General features: G+C 70.2%; 14 protein-coding genes, 1 tRNA gene and 1 other RNA gene. 11 read left to right on the top strand and 5 right to left on the bottom strand.

All coding sequences use genetic code 11. The features are described from left to right. The first annotated feature begins 4 nt into the window (after positions 1 to 4). From AC30CM_RS18140 to nhaA, 5 genes are read left to right on the top strand one after another with little or no spacing between them, the layout of a single operon-like run. On the top strand, positions 5 to 895 hold the full coding sequence (locus AC30CM_RS18140; RefSeq protein ID WP_490118329.1) for a hypothetical protein: 891 nt from the start codon (positions 5 to 7) through the stop codon (positions 893 to 895). Beyond that, the gene (locus tag AC30CM_RS18135; protein ID WP_490118292.1) at positions 888 to 1568 is read left to right on the top strand and encodes a TrmH family RNA methyltransferase; all 681 of its coding nucleotides are present in this window, start codon (positions 888 to 890) and stop codon (positions 1566 to 1568) included. The genes AC30CM_RS18140 and AC30CM_RS18135 overlap by 8 nt, the downstream gene beginning before the upstream one ends. A 15-nt stretch (positions 1569 to 1583) precedes the next feature. Beyond that, complete coding sequence (locus AC30CM_RS18130; protein WP_490118291.1) at positions 1584 to 2717, top strand: glycoside hydrolase family 76 protein; 1134 nt, start codon at positions 1584 to 1586, stop codon at positions 2715 to 2717. Then, positions 2718 to 4670, top strand: a complete 1953-nt coding sequence (locus AC30CM_RS18125) for an acetoacetate--CoA ligase (RefSeq protein WP_490118290.1) — start codon at positions 2718 to 2720, stop codon at positions 4668 to 4670. It abuts the gene before it with no gap. After that, complete coding sequence (gene nhaA, locus AC30CM_RS18120) at positions 4667 to 6496, top strand: Na+/H+ antiporter NhaA (protein WP_490118289.1); 1830 nt, start codon at positions 4667 to 4669, stop codon at positions 6494 to 6496. Before AC30CM_RS18125 ends, nhaA begins: the two co-directional genes overlap by 4 nt. Here nhaA and AC30CM_RS18115 read toward each other — a convergent pair. Next, the gene (locus AC30CM_RS18115) at positions 6493 to 7053 is read right to left on the bottom strand and encodes a TetR/AcrR family transcriptional regulator (RefSeq protein ID WP_490118328.1); all 561 of its coding nucleotides are present in this window, start codon (positions 7051 to 7053) and stop codon (positions 6493 to 6495) included. The genes nhaA and AC30CM_RS18115 overlap by 4 nt on opposite strands. Positions 7054 to 7150: 97 nt before the next feature. On the opposite strand from AC30CM_RS18115, the gene AC30CM_RS18110 reads away from it, so the two are divergent. From AC30CM_RS18110 to AC30CM_RS18100, 3 genes are read left to right on the top strand one after another with little or no spacing between them, the layout of a single operon-like run. Then, entirely contained in the window at positions 7151 to 8176 is a 1026-nt protein-coding gene (locus AC30CM_RS18110; protein WP_490118288.1) for a Rieske 2Fe-2S domain-containing protein, read from the top strand. Between the two features lie 2 nt (positions 8177 to 8178). Beyond that, entirely contained in the window at positions 8179 to 9276 is a 1098-nt protein-coding gene (locus AC30CM_RS18105; protein WP_490118287.1) for an NAD(P)H-dependent amine dehydrogenase family protein, read from the top strand. Positions 9277 to 9299: 23 nt separating this feature from the next. Beyond that, entirely contained in the window at positions 9300 to 10199 is a 900-nt protein-coding gene (locus AC30CM_RS18100; protein ID WP_490118286.1) for an LLM class F420-dependent oxidoreductase, read from the top strand. Between the two features lie 7 nt (positions 10200 to 10206). Here AC30CM_RS18100 and AC30CM_RS18095 read toward each other — a convergent pair whose 3' ends face one another. The 4 genes from AC30CM_RS18095 to AC30CM_RS18080 form a co-directional block, all read right to left on the bottom strand. Beyond that, on the bottom strand, positions 10207 to 10881 hold the full coding sequence (locus AC30CM_RS18095; RefSeq protein WP_490118285.1) for a VTT domain-containing protein: 675 nt from the start codon (positions 10879 to 10881) through the stop codon (positions 10207 to 10209). Between the two features lie 58 nt (positions 10882 to 10939). Continuing rightward, the gene (locus AC30CM_RS18090; protein WP_490118284.1) at positions 10940 to 11971 is read right to left on the bottom strand and encodes a S1C family serine protease; all 1032 of its coding nucleotides are present in this window, start codon (positions 11969 to 11971) and stop codon (positions 10940 to 10942) included. An 85-nt stretch (positions 11972 to 12056) separates the two neighbouring features. Continuing rightward, positions 12057 to 12977 carry a PT domain-containing protein gene (locus tag AC30CM_RS18085; RefSeq protein WP_490118283.1) on the bottom strand — a complete coding sequence of 307 codons (921 nt, stop codon included), beginning with the start codon at positions 12975 to 12977 and terminating at the stop codon, positions 12057 to 12059. A gap of 71 nt (positions 12978 to 13048) precedes the next feature. After that, a tRNA-Ser gene (locus tag AC30CM_RS18080) sits at positions 13049 to 13134 on the bottom strand. Positions 13135 to 13204: 70 nt separating this feature from the next. Between AC30CM_RS18080 and ffs the strand changes: the two genes are divergently transcribed. The 3 genes from ffs to AC30CM_RS18065 form a co-directional block, all read left to right on the top strand. Continuing rightward, an RNA gene (gene ffs / locus AC30CM_RS18075) (signal recognition particle sRNA small type) lies at positions 13205 to 13301 on the top strand. A gap of 39 nt (positions 13302 to 13340) precedes the next feature. Then, the gene (locus tag AC30CM_RS18070) at positions 13341 to 14642 is read left to right on the top strand and encodes an aspartate aminotransferase type Ic (protein ID WP_490118282.1); all 1302 of its coding nucleotides are present in this window, start codon (positions 13341 to 13343) and stop codon (positions 14640 to 14642) included. A 161-nt stretch (positions 14643 to 14803) separates the two neighbouring features. After that, positions 14804 to 16252: DNA polymerase III subunits gamma/tau (locus tag AC30CM_RS18065; protein WP_490118281.1), on the top strand; the 1449-nt coding region annotated here is incomplete at its 3' end.

Genomic DNA, 16252 nt, shown 5'->3' with positions numbered 1-16252 from the left:
GGGGATGCGCAGGCTCGCCGCGTCGACGCTGGCCGCACTGCTGCTCGCGGCGTGCTCGGGCAGCGACCCCGAGCCCGCGCCCTACGGCGCGCCGTCGGTGCAGCTGGGCCAGTCGCAGGCCATCCTCGGCTGGAACGCCTCGGTGGCGAACCTGCGGTTCGAGGGTGACTACGTCCTGGTGGACGTCGACGCCGCCCCCACCGATCCCGCAGCGCCGCACGCGGATCCGGCGTCGCTGCGGTTCGGGCTCTACGGCGCACTCGCGCACCCCATCGAGGCCAACGTCATCGGCGGATGCGACGACATCCCGACCCTTCGGCTGCAGCCCGCCGCCGCGACCCCCGACGGGGTGAGCGGCACGGTGTGTCTGGGCCCGCTGCGCGACCAGGCCCAGGTGCGCGGCGTCTACGTCTACTCGCCGAAGGATCGCATCGCGGGTACCACCATGGCCTACCCGGCGTCGTTCCCGGTCGGGCTGACCCCGACGAACGACACCGAGACGGGGCTGGTGCTCAAGACGTCGAGCCTGGAGGCGTTCCGGTCCGACGGTGCCATGCTGGATGCGACCGCGCTCGGCGATCCGGCGTTCCAGGGCAGTGGGTACATGCTGATGGGGCTGGACGTCGACGGCGCGGCGGCGCGGTACCGCGAGGACTCGCAGCGCCGCGGCGGTCCGCTCATGGTGACGGTGACGCCGACGCTGCCGGGCAAGGGACTGTCGCATGCCTGCGCGGTGTACGGTTCGTCGCTGCTGGTGCTGCCGGACGCCTCGCTGGAAGCGGTGTCGCTGCGGGCGTCGCTGTGCACGCAGGGCGAGATCAACAAGGCGCTGCTGTATCCCACGGTGTCGGTGATCGGCACGCATGCCGCGGTGTGGATGCGGCCGCGTGACTGAGCAACCCGGGACCGCCGAGCAACCCGGGACCGCCGAGCAGCCCGGGCCGACCGAGTGGGGCGAGGCACCCGGCGTCGGCCCGTGGCAGGGAGCGCTGCCGGAGGATCCCCGCTACGACCCGGAGTTGTTGCGCGACGGGGACACCCGCAACGTCGTCGACGCCTACCGGTACTGGAGGCGCGAGGCCATCGTCGCCGACATCGACACGCGGCGGCACCCCCTGCACGTGGCGATCGAGAACTTCGGCAACGACGCCAACATCGGCGCGGTGGTGCGCACCGCGAACGCGTTCGCCGTCGACACCGTGCACATCGTCGGCCGGCGACGCTGGAACCGACGCGGGGCCATGGTCACCGACCGCTATCAGCACCTGGCTCATCACGACACCACCGCCGACCTGCTGGCCGCGGCGGCCGCGCGCGGGCTGACGGTCGTGGCGATCGACAACGTGCCCGGCGCCGTACCCCTCGAGCAGGCCGAGCTGCCGCGCGACTGCCTCATGATCTTCGGGCAGGAGGGCCCCGGCATCACCGTCGACGCGCGCGCCGGGGCGGACCGGATCCTGTCGATCGCACAGTTCGGGTCGACGCGCAGCGTCAACGCCGCGGTGGCCGCGGGAATCGCCATGCACGCCTGGATCGTGCAACATGCCGACCTCGGTCGGGCTTGGTAGGGCAGGATCGACGGCATGGATCAGCTCTGGGCCAACCGGGCGGCCAGTGCCGAGGCCGCCATCACCAGCAGGCATCTCCGCAGGGTCTGGCAGCTGCCCGGCACCCAGCTCGGGGTGGTCGCCTGGCCGTCGGCGCGCAAGTACTCGCTGTTCGGCACGTGGCACTACTGGTGGCAGGCGCATCTGCTGGACTGCCTGGTCGACGCGCAGGTGCGTGACCCTCAGCCCGAGCGCGTCCAGCGCATCGAGCGGCAGATCCGTGGGCATCACCTGCGAAACCTCAAGTGGACCAACGACTACTACGACGACATGGCGTGGCTGGCGTTGGCGCTGGAGCGTGCGGGCCGACTCGTCGGGGTGCAACGGCCCAAGGCGCTGGAGACGCTCGCCGATCAGTTCCTCAACGCCTGGGTGCCCGAGGACGGCGGTGGCATCCCGTGGCGCAAGCAGGATCAGTTCTTCAACGCTCCCGCCAATGGCCCGGCGGGGATCTTCCTGGCGCGCTACGACGATCGGTTGCGGCGTGCCCAGCAGATGGCCGACTGGATCGACGAGACGCTGGTGGATCCGGATACCGGTCTGATCTTCGACGGCATCAAGGCCGGTTCGCTGGTGCGGGCGCAGTACACGTACTGCCAGGGCGTGGTGCTGGGCCTGGAGGCCGAACTCGCCGCCCGCACCGCCGACGAGCGTCACGCCGCGCGCGTGCACCGCCTGGTGGCGGCGGTGCGCGACCACATGGCACCCGACGGCGTGCTGCAGGGGGCCGGTGGCGGCGACGGCGGCCTGTTCCACGGCGTCACCGCGCGCTACCTGGCGCTGGTCGCGACGACGCTGCCGGAGAACTCGGCGGAGGATACCGAGACACGTTCTGCGGCAGCGGAACTCGTGCTCACCTCGGCGCGCTCGGCCTGGGACTACCGGCAGACCGTCGAGGGGCTGCCGCTGTTCGGGGCGTTCTGGGATCGCAACGCGACGGTGCCCGGTACCGGAGGCGGGCAGGCCACGTTCACCGATGGCGCGGTGAGTGCGTCCGAGGTACCCGAACGCGACCTGTCCGTGCAGCTGTCGGGATGGATGTTGATGGAGGCGGCCCACACGGTGGGTGGCGAGGCCGCAGACGCGACCGAGCAGGAGGACGACCGGTAGATGGCCGACGCCGACGAGTTCACGGGCAACTGGATCCCGGATCAGGCCACCGTCGACGGGGCCAACCTGACGCGGTTCATGGCGTGGCTGGCACGGACGGGCCGTGGCGAGTTCACCGACTACCAGCAGCTGTGGCAACGCTCGGTGGACGACGTCGCCTGGTTCTGGGACGCGGTCTGGCACCACTTCGAGATCCAGTCCGACGGGACGCCGACCGACGTGCTGCCCCGGGCGGAGATGCCGGGCGCACAATGGTTTCCCGGGGTGCAGCTGAACTATGTCGACCAGGTGTTCCGGCACGAGACCGCGGCGCGGCCTGCCATGGTGGCCGCCACCGAGGACGGCGCGGTCGAGTGGTCGTGGCAGCGGCTGCGCGCCCAGACCGCGGCGTTCGCGGACTTCCTGCGCGAGCACGGGGTGCGGCCCGGTGACCGCGTGGTCGGCTACCTGCCGAACGTCGGAGAGGCCGTGGTGGCCTTCCTCGGTGCCGCGGCCGTCGGTGCGACGTGGGCGGTGTGCAATCAGGATCTCGCGGTCGGCGGCGTCGTGGCGCGGTTGTCCCAGCTGGAGCCCAAGGTCTTGGTGGCCAGCGACGGCTCGGTGTACAACGGCAAGCGCATCGACCGCACCGAGCAGCTCGCCGAGATCCGTGCCGCGCTGCCCACGGTGACGACGACGGTGCTGGTGCCTCGCCTGGGCGTCGCACCGCCCGCCGACGTCACGCCGTGGCCCGACGTGGTGCGCGGCGACGTCGACCTGGAGATCACGCCCGTGCCGTTCGCGCATCCGCTGTGGGTGCTGTTCTCCTCGGGCACGACGGGTACGCCCAAGGGCATCGTGCACGGCCACGGGGGCGTGGTCCTGGAGCACGTGAAATACCTGAGCCTGCAGCTGGATCTGACGCCGCACGACCGTTTCCTGTGGCAGTCGTCGACGAGCTGGATGATGTGGAACCTGTTGGTCGGCGGGCTGCTGGTGGGCGCGACCGTCGTCACCTACGACGGCAGTCCCACGCATGGCGGCACCGACGCGGTGTGGCGTCTGGCCGCCGAGCACGGGGTGACCGTGCTGGGGGCCGGCGCCGGTTACTGGCTGGCCTGCGCGAAGGAGGAGCTGCGGCCCGGAGAACGGTTCGACCTGTCGGCACTGCGGGTGGTGGGGTCCACGGGATCACCGTTGCCCGCCTCGGGGTTTCGCTGGATTCAACAGGGCGTCGGCCGCGCACTGCCGGTGGCGTCGATGAGCGGCGGCACCGACGTCGTCACCGCCTTCATCGGTGGCAGCCCGCTGGTGGAGATCCGCGCCGGGGAACTGAACGTGCGCTGCCTGGGCTGTGCGGTCGAGGCGTGGGCGGAGTCCGGCCGGCCGGTCGTGGGCGAGGCGGGGGAGTTGGTGGTGACGGCCCCCATGCCGTCCATGCCGGTGTTCTTCTGGAACGACCCCGACGGCGAGAAGTACCGCAAGGCCTACTTCGACAAGTACGAGGGCGTGTGGTGCCACGGTGACTGGATCACGATCACCGCACGCAATTCCGTGGTGGTGCACGGTCGTTCGGATGCGACGCTGAATCGGATGGGCGTGCGCATGGGCAGTGCCGAGATCTACGACGCCGTCGAGGGGCTGCCCGAGATCGCGGACTGCCTGGTGGTGGGCTGCGAACTGGACGACGGCGGCTACTGGATGCCGCTGTTCGTCGCAACCGCCGACGGCGTGGACTTCGACGAGGAGCTGCGGTCGAGGATCGTCGCGGCCATCCGCACCGGGGCGTCGCCGCGGCACGTGCCCGACGACGTGATCGCGGTGACGGGCATTCCGCGCACGATGACCGGCAAGCGTCTCGAGATCCCGATCAAGCGAATCCTGCTGGGAGCCAGGCCTGCCGACGTGGTCACGTCGAGCGCCGTCGATCGACCCGATCTGCTCGACGAGTTCGCCGAGCACGCCCGCACGTGAGGGAGCGGGGGCAGCCGCCGGCCCCGCCGAGCCGTTTCGGTCGCGACCCGACGGCGGCGCGGGGCGGCGAGAACACCGCTGCCGGCCTGCTGTTGGGCTTCACGGTGCTGGCGGTCGCCTGGGCGAACTCGCCGTGGGCGGCCAGCTACGCCGACTTCTGGAACCTGCACGTGGGGTTGATCCTCGGCGACGTGCACGCCGAGTTGAGCGTCAAGCACCTCGTCAACGACGGGCTGATGACGCTGTTCTTCTTCATCGTCGGGCTGGAGGTCAAGAGCCAGTTCACGATCGGTGAGCTGACCGACCGGTCGCGCGCGGCCGTACCCGTCGTCGCCGCGGTGGCGGGATTGATCCTGCCTGCCGTGATCTTCCTGGCGCTCAACCCGTCCGGCGACGACGCGCGGGCGTGGGGTGTGGTGATCTCGACCGACACCGCGTTCCTGGTGGGCGCGCTGGCCATCATCGGGCCGAAGTATCCGGCGCGGCTGCGGACGTTCCTGCTGACGCTCGCCGTCGTCGACGACGTGGGCGCGCTGCTGGTCATCGCGCTGTTCTACTCCGACGAGATCCGACCGTGGCCGCTGGTGGCGTCGGCCGTGCTGATCGCGGCGCTGCTGATGGTGCGGCTGCTCCCCGGGGCGCTGCGCGGTCCGGCGTACTGCGTGTTGGCAGTGGGCCTGTGGCTGGCGCTCTATGCCGGCGGGGTGCATCCGACGCTGGCGGGCGTGGTGGTGGCGCTGGTGATTCCCGTGTTCACCCCGGAGCGGCAGCGGGTCGAGGAGGCCGCCGAGGTGATCCGCGCCTTCCGGCAGTCGCCGAACTCCGAGTACGCCAGGGCGGCGACGCGCTCACTGCGCGAGTCGATCTCGATCAACGAGCGGCTGCAGACTGGCATCGGCCCGTACGTGTCGTTCGCGGTGCTGCCGGTGTTCGCGTTGGCCAACGCCGGGGTCACGGTGACTGCGCAGACCCTCGGTGACGCCGTGCGCTCGCCGTTGACCTGGGGTGTGGTGGCCGGTCTGGTGGCGGGGAAGTTCGTCGGCATCACCGCGGCGACGGCGGTGGTGCGGGCCACGGGGGTGGGACGGCTGGCGCCGGGCTTGACGCTGCGCCGGGTTGCGGGTGGGGCGGCGCTGTCGGGCATCGGGTTCACCATCTCGCTGTTCATCGTCGACATCGCGATCACCGATCCGGCCACGCAGGATCAGGCCCGGGTGGGCGTGCTGGCGGCGTCGGTGCTCGCCTTCGCCCTCGGCTGGTCGTGGTTCCGAGTCTCCGACCGGATCAGCCCACCGGTCGCGGTGGGGGCCACCCTGGTCCGTGACGTCGACCCGCGGCGCGATCACGTTCGCGGCCGCCCGGACGCGCCGCTCACGCTCGTCGAGTACGGCGACTACGAGTGCTCGTTCTGCAGTCGGGCGACGGGATCGATCGACGAGGTGCGGGCACACTTCGGGGATCGGTTGCGCTACGTGTGGCGCCACCTCCCTCAGGTGCGCGACCATCCGCACGCCATGGACGCCGCACTCGCCAGCGAAGCCGCCGCCCTGCAGGGCCGCTTCTTCGAGATGGGTGCGCGGATGTTCGAGTTCCAGGACTACCTGGAGTGGGAGCACATCTATCGCTACGCCGACGGAGTCGGTTGTGACATCCGGCAATTCGACGAAGACCTGCACTCGGCGAAGGTGCTGCACCGCGTCATGGACGACGCGCAGGACGCCGAGGTGATGGACCTGAACACCACGCCGACGTTCTTCGTCAACGGCAAGCGCCACCGGGGGCCGTTCGACGCCGCCAGCCTGATCCGGGCGCTGGAGCGGTCCTAGCGCGAGCCCTGCAGGTATCCCACGATGGCGTTGGTGAGCCCGCGGCGGGCGAGGTCCAGGTCGTAGTAGGACCCCAGCTGACGTTCGGAGACCAGGCCGCGCATGGCGCCGGGGATGAACGACGCCACCTCGCGCACGCGTTCGGGGTCGACGTCGACGTCGGCGAAGGCGGACTGGCAGTCCTCGATCCAGGTGCGGCCCCACGACTGCAGTTCGGCGGCGGTCTTGGGGTAGAGCCGGTCGAGTTCGCCGCCGTCGCGTGGCAGTGCCGACCGCAGTGTCTCGATGGCCCGGGAGTCCGGTGCGGACAGCCCGTCGAAGAGCAGGTCGATGATGGCTGCCACGCGTTCCCGCAGCGGCGCTTCGGGATCGGCGTGCGACGGTAACCGACCGCGGCGACGGGCGGTGCGCTGCAGCACGGCCGCCCACAGCCCGTCGATGTCGCCGAACTGGTACTTCACCGCGCCCCACGTGGCGCCGGCGTCCTTGGCGATGCGGTTGGCCGACGCCGCGGCGGCGTCGCCGGTGGCCAGTGCCCGCAGCGCGGCGTCGAGCATGGCGTCGCGGGTGGCCTGCCCCCTGCGGTTGGTGCGCCGGGGGGTCGTCGTCTCGGACACTTGACGAATCGTAGAACCCTCTGTGATTCTTGTCGACATGGCCAAGCCGCCACTGTCGATGAAGCCGACGGGATGGTTCCAGGTCGCCTGGTCCGACGAGATCGCAGTGGGCGCCGTTCACCACATGAGGTACTTCGGCGAGGAACTCGTCGCCTGGCGTGCCACGTCGGGTCGCCTGGTGGTGATGAACGCATACTGCGAACACCTGGGCGCGCACCTGGGATTCGGCGGGCACGTCGTGGGCGACGTCATCCAGTGCCCCTTCCACGGTTGGCAGTGGAATGCCGAGGGCCGCAACGTCTGCATCCCCTACGAACCGCGCCCCAACCGCGGCAGGCGCATGCGGACCTACCCCGTCGTCGAACGCAACGAGGCCGTCTACGCCTGGCACGACGTCGACGGGCGCGACCCGTTCTTCGACGCCCCGGACGTGTTCGCCGCCTTCGACGACGGCAGCGACCCGGCCGACTACTACCCGCAGCAACGCCTGTTCGAGCAGGGTCACGAGATGCACCCGCAGTACGTGCTGGAGAACGGCGTCGACTTCGCGCACTTCAAGTACGTCCACGGCACGCCCATCAACCCCATCTTCACGCGGCACGACTTCGACGCCCCGGTGGCGCGCGTCGACTTCACGATCACCTTCCTAGGCGACGACCAACAGACCATCGACGACGTCGGCAGCGGGGTCGAGGCCATCAACGGCGGTCTCGGCATCGCGGTCACCAAGAGTTGGGGGATGATCGACAACCGCACGATGTCGTGCGTCACCCCGGTCGACGACGCCACCTCCGACGTGCGGTTCACCGTCTACATCGGCCGCACGCCCGGCAAGGACTCCCCCCGCGCCGAGGCGCGGGCCAGGGACTTCGGCGCCGAGGTCATCCGCCAGTTCCGCCAGGACATCCACATCTGGTCGCATCAGCGGTACTCCGATCCGCCCGCGCTGGCCAGCGGTGAACTCAAGGGATTCACCGCGATTCGGCAGTGGGCCAAGCAGTTCTATCCAGACGGCGTCGGAGGCAGCGCGGCCGACGTGTACGCAGCACGGCAGAAGGGCTGACCATGAGCAGGATCCGGGTCTTCCAGGTCGCGACGGGCAACGTCGGCACCGAGATGATCAAGCGCCTCCGGCAGCGCACCGACCTCGAACTCGTCGGATTACATTGCTACACAGAGGAAAAAGTGGGTCGCGACGCGGGCGAGATCGCCGGCATCGGACCCATTGGCGTCACGGCGACGGGGACGGTCGAGGAGATCGTGGCCGCGGCACCCGACGTCGTGACGTTCCACGGCGTGTTCCCCGACGAGGATCTCTACGTCCGGGTGCTGGAGTCCGGCATCGACGTCGTCACCACCGCGGACTGGATCACCGGGTGGCACCGCGACACCAACCACCCCCATCCCAGCGGGAAGCCGGTGTCGGAGGTGCTGCGCGACGCGTGCCTGCGCGGTGGCGCCACGTTCTACGGCACCGGCATGAACCCCGGGGTCAACCAGATCCTCGGCATCGTCTGCTCGGCGGACGTGGCGGAGATCGAGAACGTCACCACCATCGAATCCGTCGACGTGTCCTGCCACCACAGCAGGGACACCTGGATCGAGGTGGGATACGGACTGCCGGTGGACGATCCGAGCATCCCGGCCAAGCTGGAGAAGTACACGCGGGTGTTCGCCGACAGCGTGCTGATGATGGCCGACTGCTTCGGGCTGGAACTCGACGAGGTGACGTTCGACTACGAGCTGGGCGCGACCACCAAGGACGTCGACCTGGGCTGGTACGTGCTGCCCAAGGGATCGCTGGGCGGCAACTACATCAAGTACCAGGGGATGGTCGACGGCGTGCCGCGCGTCGAGACGCACCTGGAGTGGCAGATGACCCCGCACACCGATCCGCACTGGAATGTCAAGGGCTGCTACATCACCCAGATCAAGGGCGATCCCTGCGTGTACAACAAGCACATGATCTTCCCGAAACCCGGTGTGGACCTGTCGAATCCGGAGGAGTTCGCGTCCATCGGCATGACGGTGACGGGACTGCCGGCACTCAACGTCATTGCCTCGGTCGTGGCCGCGCCACCGGGCCTGCTCACCAGTGCCGACGTCCCCCTGCGCGGCTTCGCGGGACGCTTCGCTCCGGGGGTCCGTACCGCCGGCACCTGACGGCCACCGCATACCATCGGGGCATGGCAACCAACGACATCGACTTCCCCTCCCGCATCGGCGTCTGGTGGGCCAGCGAGACCTGGGCCATGCCCGACGCGCAGGCCGTCGCCCGCGACATCGAGGCCATGGGTTACGGATCGCTGTTCCTGCCCGAGATCGGTTTCAAGGACGCGCTGGTGGAGTCGCAGTCCTTCCTGGGCGCCACCGAGCGACTCGTCGTCGGTACCGGTATCGCCAACATCCACGTGCGCGTGCCGTCCACCGCGGAGGTGGGCGGCCGGACGCTCACGTCGCTGTACCCGGGGCGGTTCATCCTCGGCCTCGGCGTCAGCCACGCGCCCCTGGTGGAGAACAGCATGGGTGGCACGTACGCCAAGCCGCTGGCCACCATGCGCGATTACCTCGACAAGATGGCGGCCGTCCCCGAGGCCATCGAGCCGGGATCCGGTCGCCCGGTGCGGCTGCTGGCCGCGTTGGGACCGAAGATGATCGAATTGTCGGGGACGCACGCCGACGGGGCGCACCCCTACCTGGTGCTGCCCGAGCAGAGCCGCGTCACACGGGACATCCTGGGCCCCGACAAGCTGATCGTGTCCGAGCAGGCAGTGGCGATCGGCGGTGACGAGGACCAGCGGCTGCAGTGGGCGCACGGCCACCTCGCGGGGTACAGCGGGCTGCCCAACTACCGCAACTCCTGGCTACGCCAGGGCTTCGACGAATCCGATCTGGTGCCGGGCGGGTCCGATCGGCTGGCGCGGGCCATCGTCTCCACGGGGTCGGTCGACGACGCCGCCGCCTCGCTGCAGGCCCACCTGGACGCCGGTGCCGACCACGTGGTGGTGCAGGTGCTCGGCGACAACCCGACGATCGATCCGCGGCCGGCCCTGCGCGACCTCGCGTCGGCGCTGGGGCTCGGTTAGCGCCGGCTCAGGCGGCCTCTGCGCCGCCGCGCTTGGCCGCGCGGCGGCGTTTGATCCACTCGACGAGGATGGGCAGGATCGACGCCAGCACGATCAGGATGAAGATCGGCTCCAGCAGCTTCTGCACGATGGAGAAACTGCCCAGCCAGTAGCCGAGCAGCGTCAGCCCGACGCCCCACACGACGGCACCCAGGATGTTCCAGAACGCGAACGCGCCGTAGTTCATCTTGGCCGCGCCCGCCGTGATGGGCGCCAGCGTCCGCACGATCGGCACGAACCGCGCCAGCACGATCGCGAACGGGCCACGGGCCTCGAAGAACGCGTGCGCCTCGTCGAGGTACTTCTGCTTGAGCACCCGCGCGTTCGGCGTGAACATCGAGGTGCCGATGGTCCGGCCGATCCAGTAGCCCACCTGCCCGCCGAGGATCGCCGCGAGGGGGATGAACACCAGCAGCTGCCACAGCTGGAAGTTCGCCTGGGCGGCCACGTCCTGGGCCGCGTTGCCCGCCGCCAGCATGCCTGCGACGAACAGCAGCGAGTCGCCGGGCAGGATCGGGAACAGCACACCGGACTCGACGAACACCACCGCCAGGATGCCGACGAGCGCCCAGGTGCCGAAGTACCCGATGAGATGCAGCGGATCCATGTAGTCCGGCATCAGCGCCAGCGTCGTGGTGGTCATGGCAAGACAACATACCGGCGTTGCCAGGACGCGAGCTGAAGGTGCCGGACCACCGGGGTCAGGACGTCAGGGTGGCCTTGCCGTTGATCTGGCGCCCGGCACGGTCGATCCACACCAGGTCCACGACGTCGCCCGGGTAGTGCCGGTCGAGGACGTTGGTCAGGGCCGTCGCGGAGTCCAGCCGCACGCCGTCGATGCTCAGCAGGACGTCACCGTCGTGCAGGCCCGCGGCTTGGGCAGGTCCGCCGCGCAGCACCTCACGCAGGATCACCCCCGGCACGGACGGATCCTGGTCGCCGGAACTCACCCCCACTCCGAGCAGCGTCGGCGGGCCGATGTGCACGGAGCCCGACGGGGTGCCGGAGCGGATCTGCCCGGCCGTCGCCATCGCGTCGTTGATCGGGATGGCGAACCCGGCGCCGCCGGGCCCCATGCGGAAGTTGACGGTCGCAGCGACGGTCACGCCGACCACCTGGCCGGCATCGTTGACCAGGGGGCCGCCCGAGTCGCCCGCGCGCACCGGGGCGGCGAACTCGATGAGGCCGGTCATCTGCTCGTAACTGCCGGTGAGTTCGTCCTTGGCGCTGATGCTGCGGCCGAAGCCGGTCACGGTGCCCGACTCGTGGGTCAGTGGGTTGCCCGAACCGCCGGCGTTGCCCAACGCGACCACCGGCTGCCCGGCCGACAGGCTGCCGGCATCGCCGATAGGGGCCACCGGAAGGCCGCCCGCGCCGCGCAACTGCAGCACCGCGATGTCGCGAGAACGGTCATAGCCCACCAGGTCCGCCGGGTACGAGCGGCCGCCCGCGGTGGCGGTGATGACGTCGGCGCCGGCCACCACGTGGTAGTTCGTGACGACGGCGCCGTTGGGATCGATGATGAACCCGGTACCCGCGCCGATCGCGTGCTGATAGTCGATGCGGGTGTCGATGCGTACCACCGCAGGTTCGACGGCCGAGATGGCAGCACCGAGTTCGGCCGGCTCGGCGAGGGCCGACGGCGCGGGGGCCAGTAGGGCCACGACGGCGAATAGACCGATGATCAGTCGCACGAACCGAGCGAGCCGCCACCGGGGAAGGAACCGAACCATGCGCCGCCTTTACCTGAGCTGGACTCCCGTCCCTCAATACTGACTGTGAGACGGCCAGCTGTCGACGGAACGACGTCGTCGCTGGTCAGTCGTCCAGGGCTACCCCGCCGCGGGAGCGGCGAAACAGTCGTGACGACGACTTGCCGCCGGGCCTGCGGTTGCGCAGGCGCCCTGCGGACGTCTCGTCATCCTTGTCGGCGCTCGCATCGTCGGCGTTACCGGCCGGGGGCGCGTCGGCGGCCTCCGGCTCGTCGGTGGGCTCGTCGGTGGGCTCGTCGGTGGGCTCGTCGGTGGGCCCGTCGGTGGGCCCGTCGGTGGGCTCGGTCTCGGCGGTGCCCGTCGCGACGGGAGCGGGGGTCTCCTCCGTGGCGTCCGCGGTGACGGCCTCGTTGGCGTCCGCGGTGACGGCCTCGTCGGCGTCCTCGTCGGCGGAGCGCTCGGCCGGGACGTCGGCGGATGCATCGGTGCCAGGTTCGGCGCCAGGTTCAGTGGCAGGTTCGGCGGCTGCCTCGTCGGCCTCGTCGGCGGGGGCTGCGTTACGGCGCCGCGTGCGCTTCGGCTTGAGCGGTTTGGGCGGCGGCGGGGGCAGTTCGGCGACGAAGGCCAGGTAGAACCCGAAGGCGCCCAGCAGCGTGATCGCGGCCGCGGCCCCGTAGATGCCGAACAGCCACTGGCCCGTCGTGTCCAGATCGAGCCAGATCTCGCTGATGGCTGCGCCGACGATCAGCACGGCGGCCAGCACCTGAAGCACGATCGACCACAGTCGCAGTGTCAGCGCCAGTGCGGGCGTGCCGAACTCGGGGCGACGGGTGCGCAGCCACGTGAACACCACCGGCAGCGCCGCGAGTCCGATCAGGACGCCGCACGTGATGCGCATGGCGGTGCCGAGGGTGTGCGACCACTCGCCCATCAGCTCGTACCAGCGGGGCAGGACGAAGAAGAAGTAGAGCCCGCCGGCGAGAACCAGGAACGATGCGTGCCACAGGATCGCAATCCAGCGCCGCATGCTCCTCCTCGAGTTGGGCCGTATGGCCGGGGTGCGACCTGCGCGAACGCGGCCGCACCCCGAGCCAACTGCGGAGGATAGGGGATTTGAACCCCTGAGGGCTGTTAACCCAACCCGCGTTCCAGGCGAGCGCCATAGGCCACTAGGCGAATCCTCCGCGGGCAATGGTAGCCGACGATGCGGCCCCCGCCCCACGAGCCTCCTCCGTGGGAGGTACTACACTCGGCGATCGGACCCCGCGCGGCGTCCATCCTGTGAACTCCCCCAGGGCCGGAAGGCAGCAAGGGTCAATGGGCTCTGGCGGGTGCGCGGGGTCCCCTTCATGTTCCCGGCTTTGCCGAGCCGACCGAGTAGAGGCCCGCCGTGTCGTTTGAGTCCCTTGGCCGTGACGAACTGCAGGCGCAGCACGAGCTGCAGCGCCGCAACTATGCCGAGCTGCAGGCCAAGAAGCTGACGTTGGACCTGACGCGCGGCAAGCCGTCGCCCGAGCAGCTGGACTTGTCGAACCCGATGCTCGAGCTGCCGGGCACCGGGCCGGGGTCCTACCGCGACGGGTCGGGCACCGACACCCGCAACTACGGCGGCCTGCACGGCCTGCCGGAACTGCGCGCGATCTTCGGCGAGTTGCTCGGCATTCCCGTGCCCAACCTCGTCGCGGGCAACAACTCCAGCCTCGAGATGATGCACGACGTCATCGTCTTCTCTCTGCTGCACGGCGGCGTCGACGCGCCGAAGCCGTGGCGCGACGAGCCGAAGGTCAAGTTCTTGTGCCCGGCGCCCGGGTACGACCGGCACTTCGCGATCACCGAGACCTACGGCATCGAGATGGTGCCGGTGCCGATGCGCGACGACGGCCCGGACGTCGACCTCATCGAGGAGTTGGTGGCCGCCGACCCGGCGATCAAGGGCATGTGGTGCGTGCCGGTCTTCTCGAACCCGACCGGCGTCACCTTCTCCTGGGAGACGGTGCGCCGGCTGGTGCAGATGCGGACCGCGGCCGCCGACTTCCGGCTGTTCTGGGACAACGCGTACGCCGTGCACACCCTCACGCACGAGTTCGAGCGCCAGGTCGACGTGCTGGGCCTGGCCGAGGCCGCGGGCAACCCCAACCGGCCGCTGGTGTTCGCGTCGACGTCGAAGATCACCTTCGCCGGTGCCGGGGTCAGCTTCCTGGGCGGATCGCTGGGGAACATCGCGTGGTACCTGCAGCACGCCGGCAAGAAGTCGATCGGGCCGGACAAGGTCAACCAGTTGCGCCACGTGCGCTTCTTCCGCGACGCCGACGGCGTCCGCCTGCACATGCGTCGCCACCAGGAACTCATCGCGCCCAAGTTCAAGATCGTGGCGGAGATCCTCGAAGACCGGTTGGGCGAGTCGAAGATCGCCTCGTGGACCGACCCCAAGGGCGGCTACTTCGTGAGCATGGACGTGCTGCCCGGGACCGCCAAGAAGACCGTGGCCCTCGCCAAGGACGCGGGCATCGCGGTGACCGAGGCCGGGTCGGCCTTCCCGTATCGAAAAGATCCCGAAGACAAGAACATTCGCATCGCCCCCACGTTCCCGTCGCAGGAGGACCTGCGGGTCGCCATCGACGGTCTGGCGACGTGCGCGTTGCTGGCGGCCACCGAGGCGCTGCTGGCCCGCGACGAGCACCGCCCTGCCTGACGATCGGGGTCGGGCCGCGCGCAGGGGGATGCGGGATCAGACGATGTCGACGCGGGAATCCCCGCGGCCTCCTCGCGGGCGCGGCGCAGGTGCCGACGCACGCCGTCTGGTCGCCACGGCTGGCGCTGAAGCCGGTCGGGATGTGTGGGTAGCCTGCTTCCGTGGCTCTCTACCGCAAGTACCGACCGTCGACGTTCGCCGAAGTCGTCGGCCAGGAACACGTCACCGAGCCGCTGTCGAACGCACTGTCGTCGGGCCGGATCAACCACGCGTACCTGTTCTCGGGACCACGCGGGTGCGGCAAGACGTCGTCGGCGCGCATCATGGCGCGATCGCTCAACTGCGTGCAGGGGCCGACGCCCACCCCGTGCGGGGTCTGTGACTCCTGCGTCGCGTTGGCGCCCAACGGGCCGGGCAACGTCGACGTCACCGAACTCGACGCGGCCAGCCACGGCGGCGTCGACGACACCCGCGAACTCCGCGACCGCGCGTTCTACGCGCCGGCGCAGTCGCGGTACCGCATCTTCATCATCGACGAGGCGCACATGGTCACCACGGCCGGCTTCAACGCGCTGCTCAAGATCGTCGAGGAGCCGCCCGAGCATCTGATCTTCGTCTTCGCCACCACCGAGCCGGAGAAGGTGTTGCCCACCATCCGGTCGCGAACCCACCACTACCCGTTCCGGCTGCTGGCCCCCAAGACCATGCGCGCGCTCGTCGAGCGCATCTGCGCGCAGGAAGACGTCGTCGTCGAGGACGCGGTGTACCCCTTGGTGATCCGCGCGGGCGGCGGCTCGCCGCGTGACACCCTCTCGGTACTCGACCAGCTGCTCGCCGGGGCCGACGGAAACCGGGTCACGTACGCGCGTGCCGTGTCGCTGCTCGGCGCCACCGACCTCGCGCTCATCGACGACGCGGTCGACGCACTGGCCGCCGGGGATGCTGCGGCACTGTTCGGTGCCGTCGAAGGCGTCATCGACGCCGGACACGATCCGCGGCGCTTCGCCACCGACCTGCTCGAGCGGTTCCGCGACCTGATCGTGCTGCAGGCCGTTCCCGACGCTGCCGCACGCGGTGTCGTCGACGCTGCCGCCGACGTCATGGAACGCATGCGCAACCAGGCCACCCGGCTGGGGCCGGGCACGCTGACCCGCTACGCCGAGGTGGTGCACGCCGGCCTGGGGGAGATGCGGGGCGCCACCGCCCCGCGGCTGCTGCTCGAGGTGGTGTGCTCCCGGCTGCTGCTGCCGTCGGCCAGCGACACCGAGTCGGCGCTGCTGCAACGCATCGAACGTCTCGAGACGCGACTGGACGTGTCGGTGCCGGTGGGTGAGGCCGGGCCTGCCAGGTCCAGTGAGCCTGCGCCGCCGCCGGCGCGGCAGTTCGCGCGCAAGAGCCAGGCCGCCCCCCAGTCCGAACCCGAGCCGGACGCCGCGCCTCCCGTGCCCACCGCCGAGCCCGCCGAGCCCGCCGAGCCCGCGGTGGCCGCCGAGCCTGCGGTGCCCGCTGCACCTCCGCCGCCGGAACCGGTGTCGCAGCCCGAGCCGGCTCCGGTCGTGCCACCGGCTGCCGCGTCCGGACCTCGGGTGGCGCCGCTACCGCCTCCGCCG

The sequence above is a fragment of the Mycobacterium sp. DHQP2018-32-09 genome, from assembly GCF_058148405.1.
This window is presented reverse-complemented; position numbering and strand designations above follow the sequence as displayed.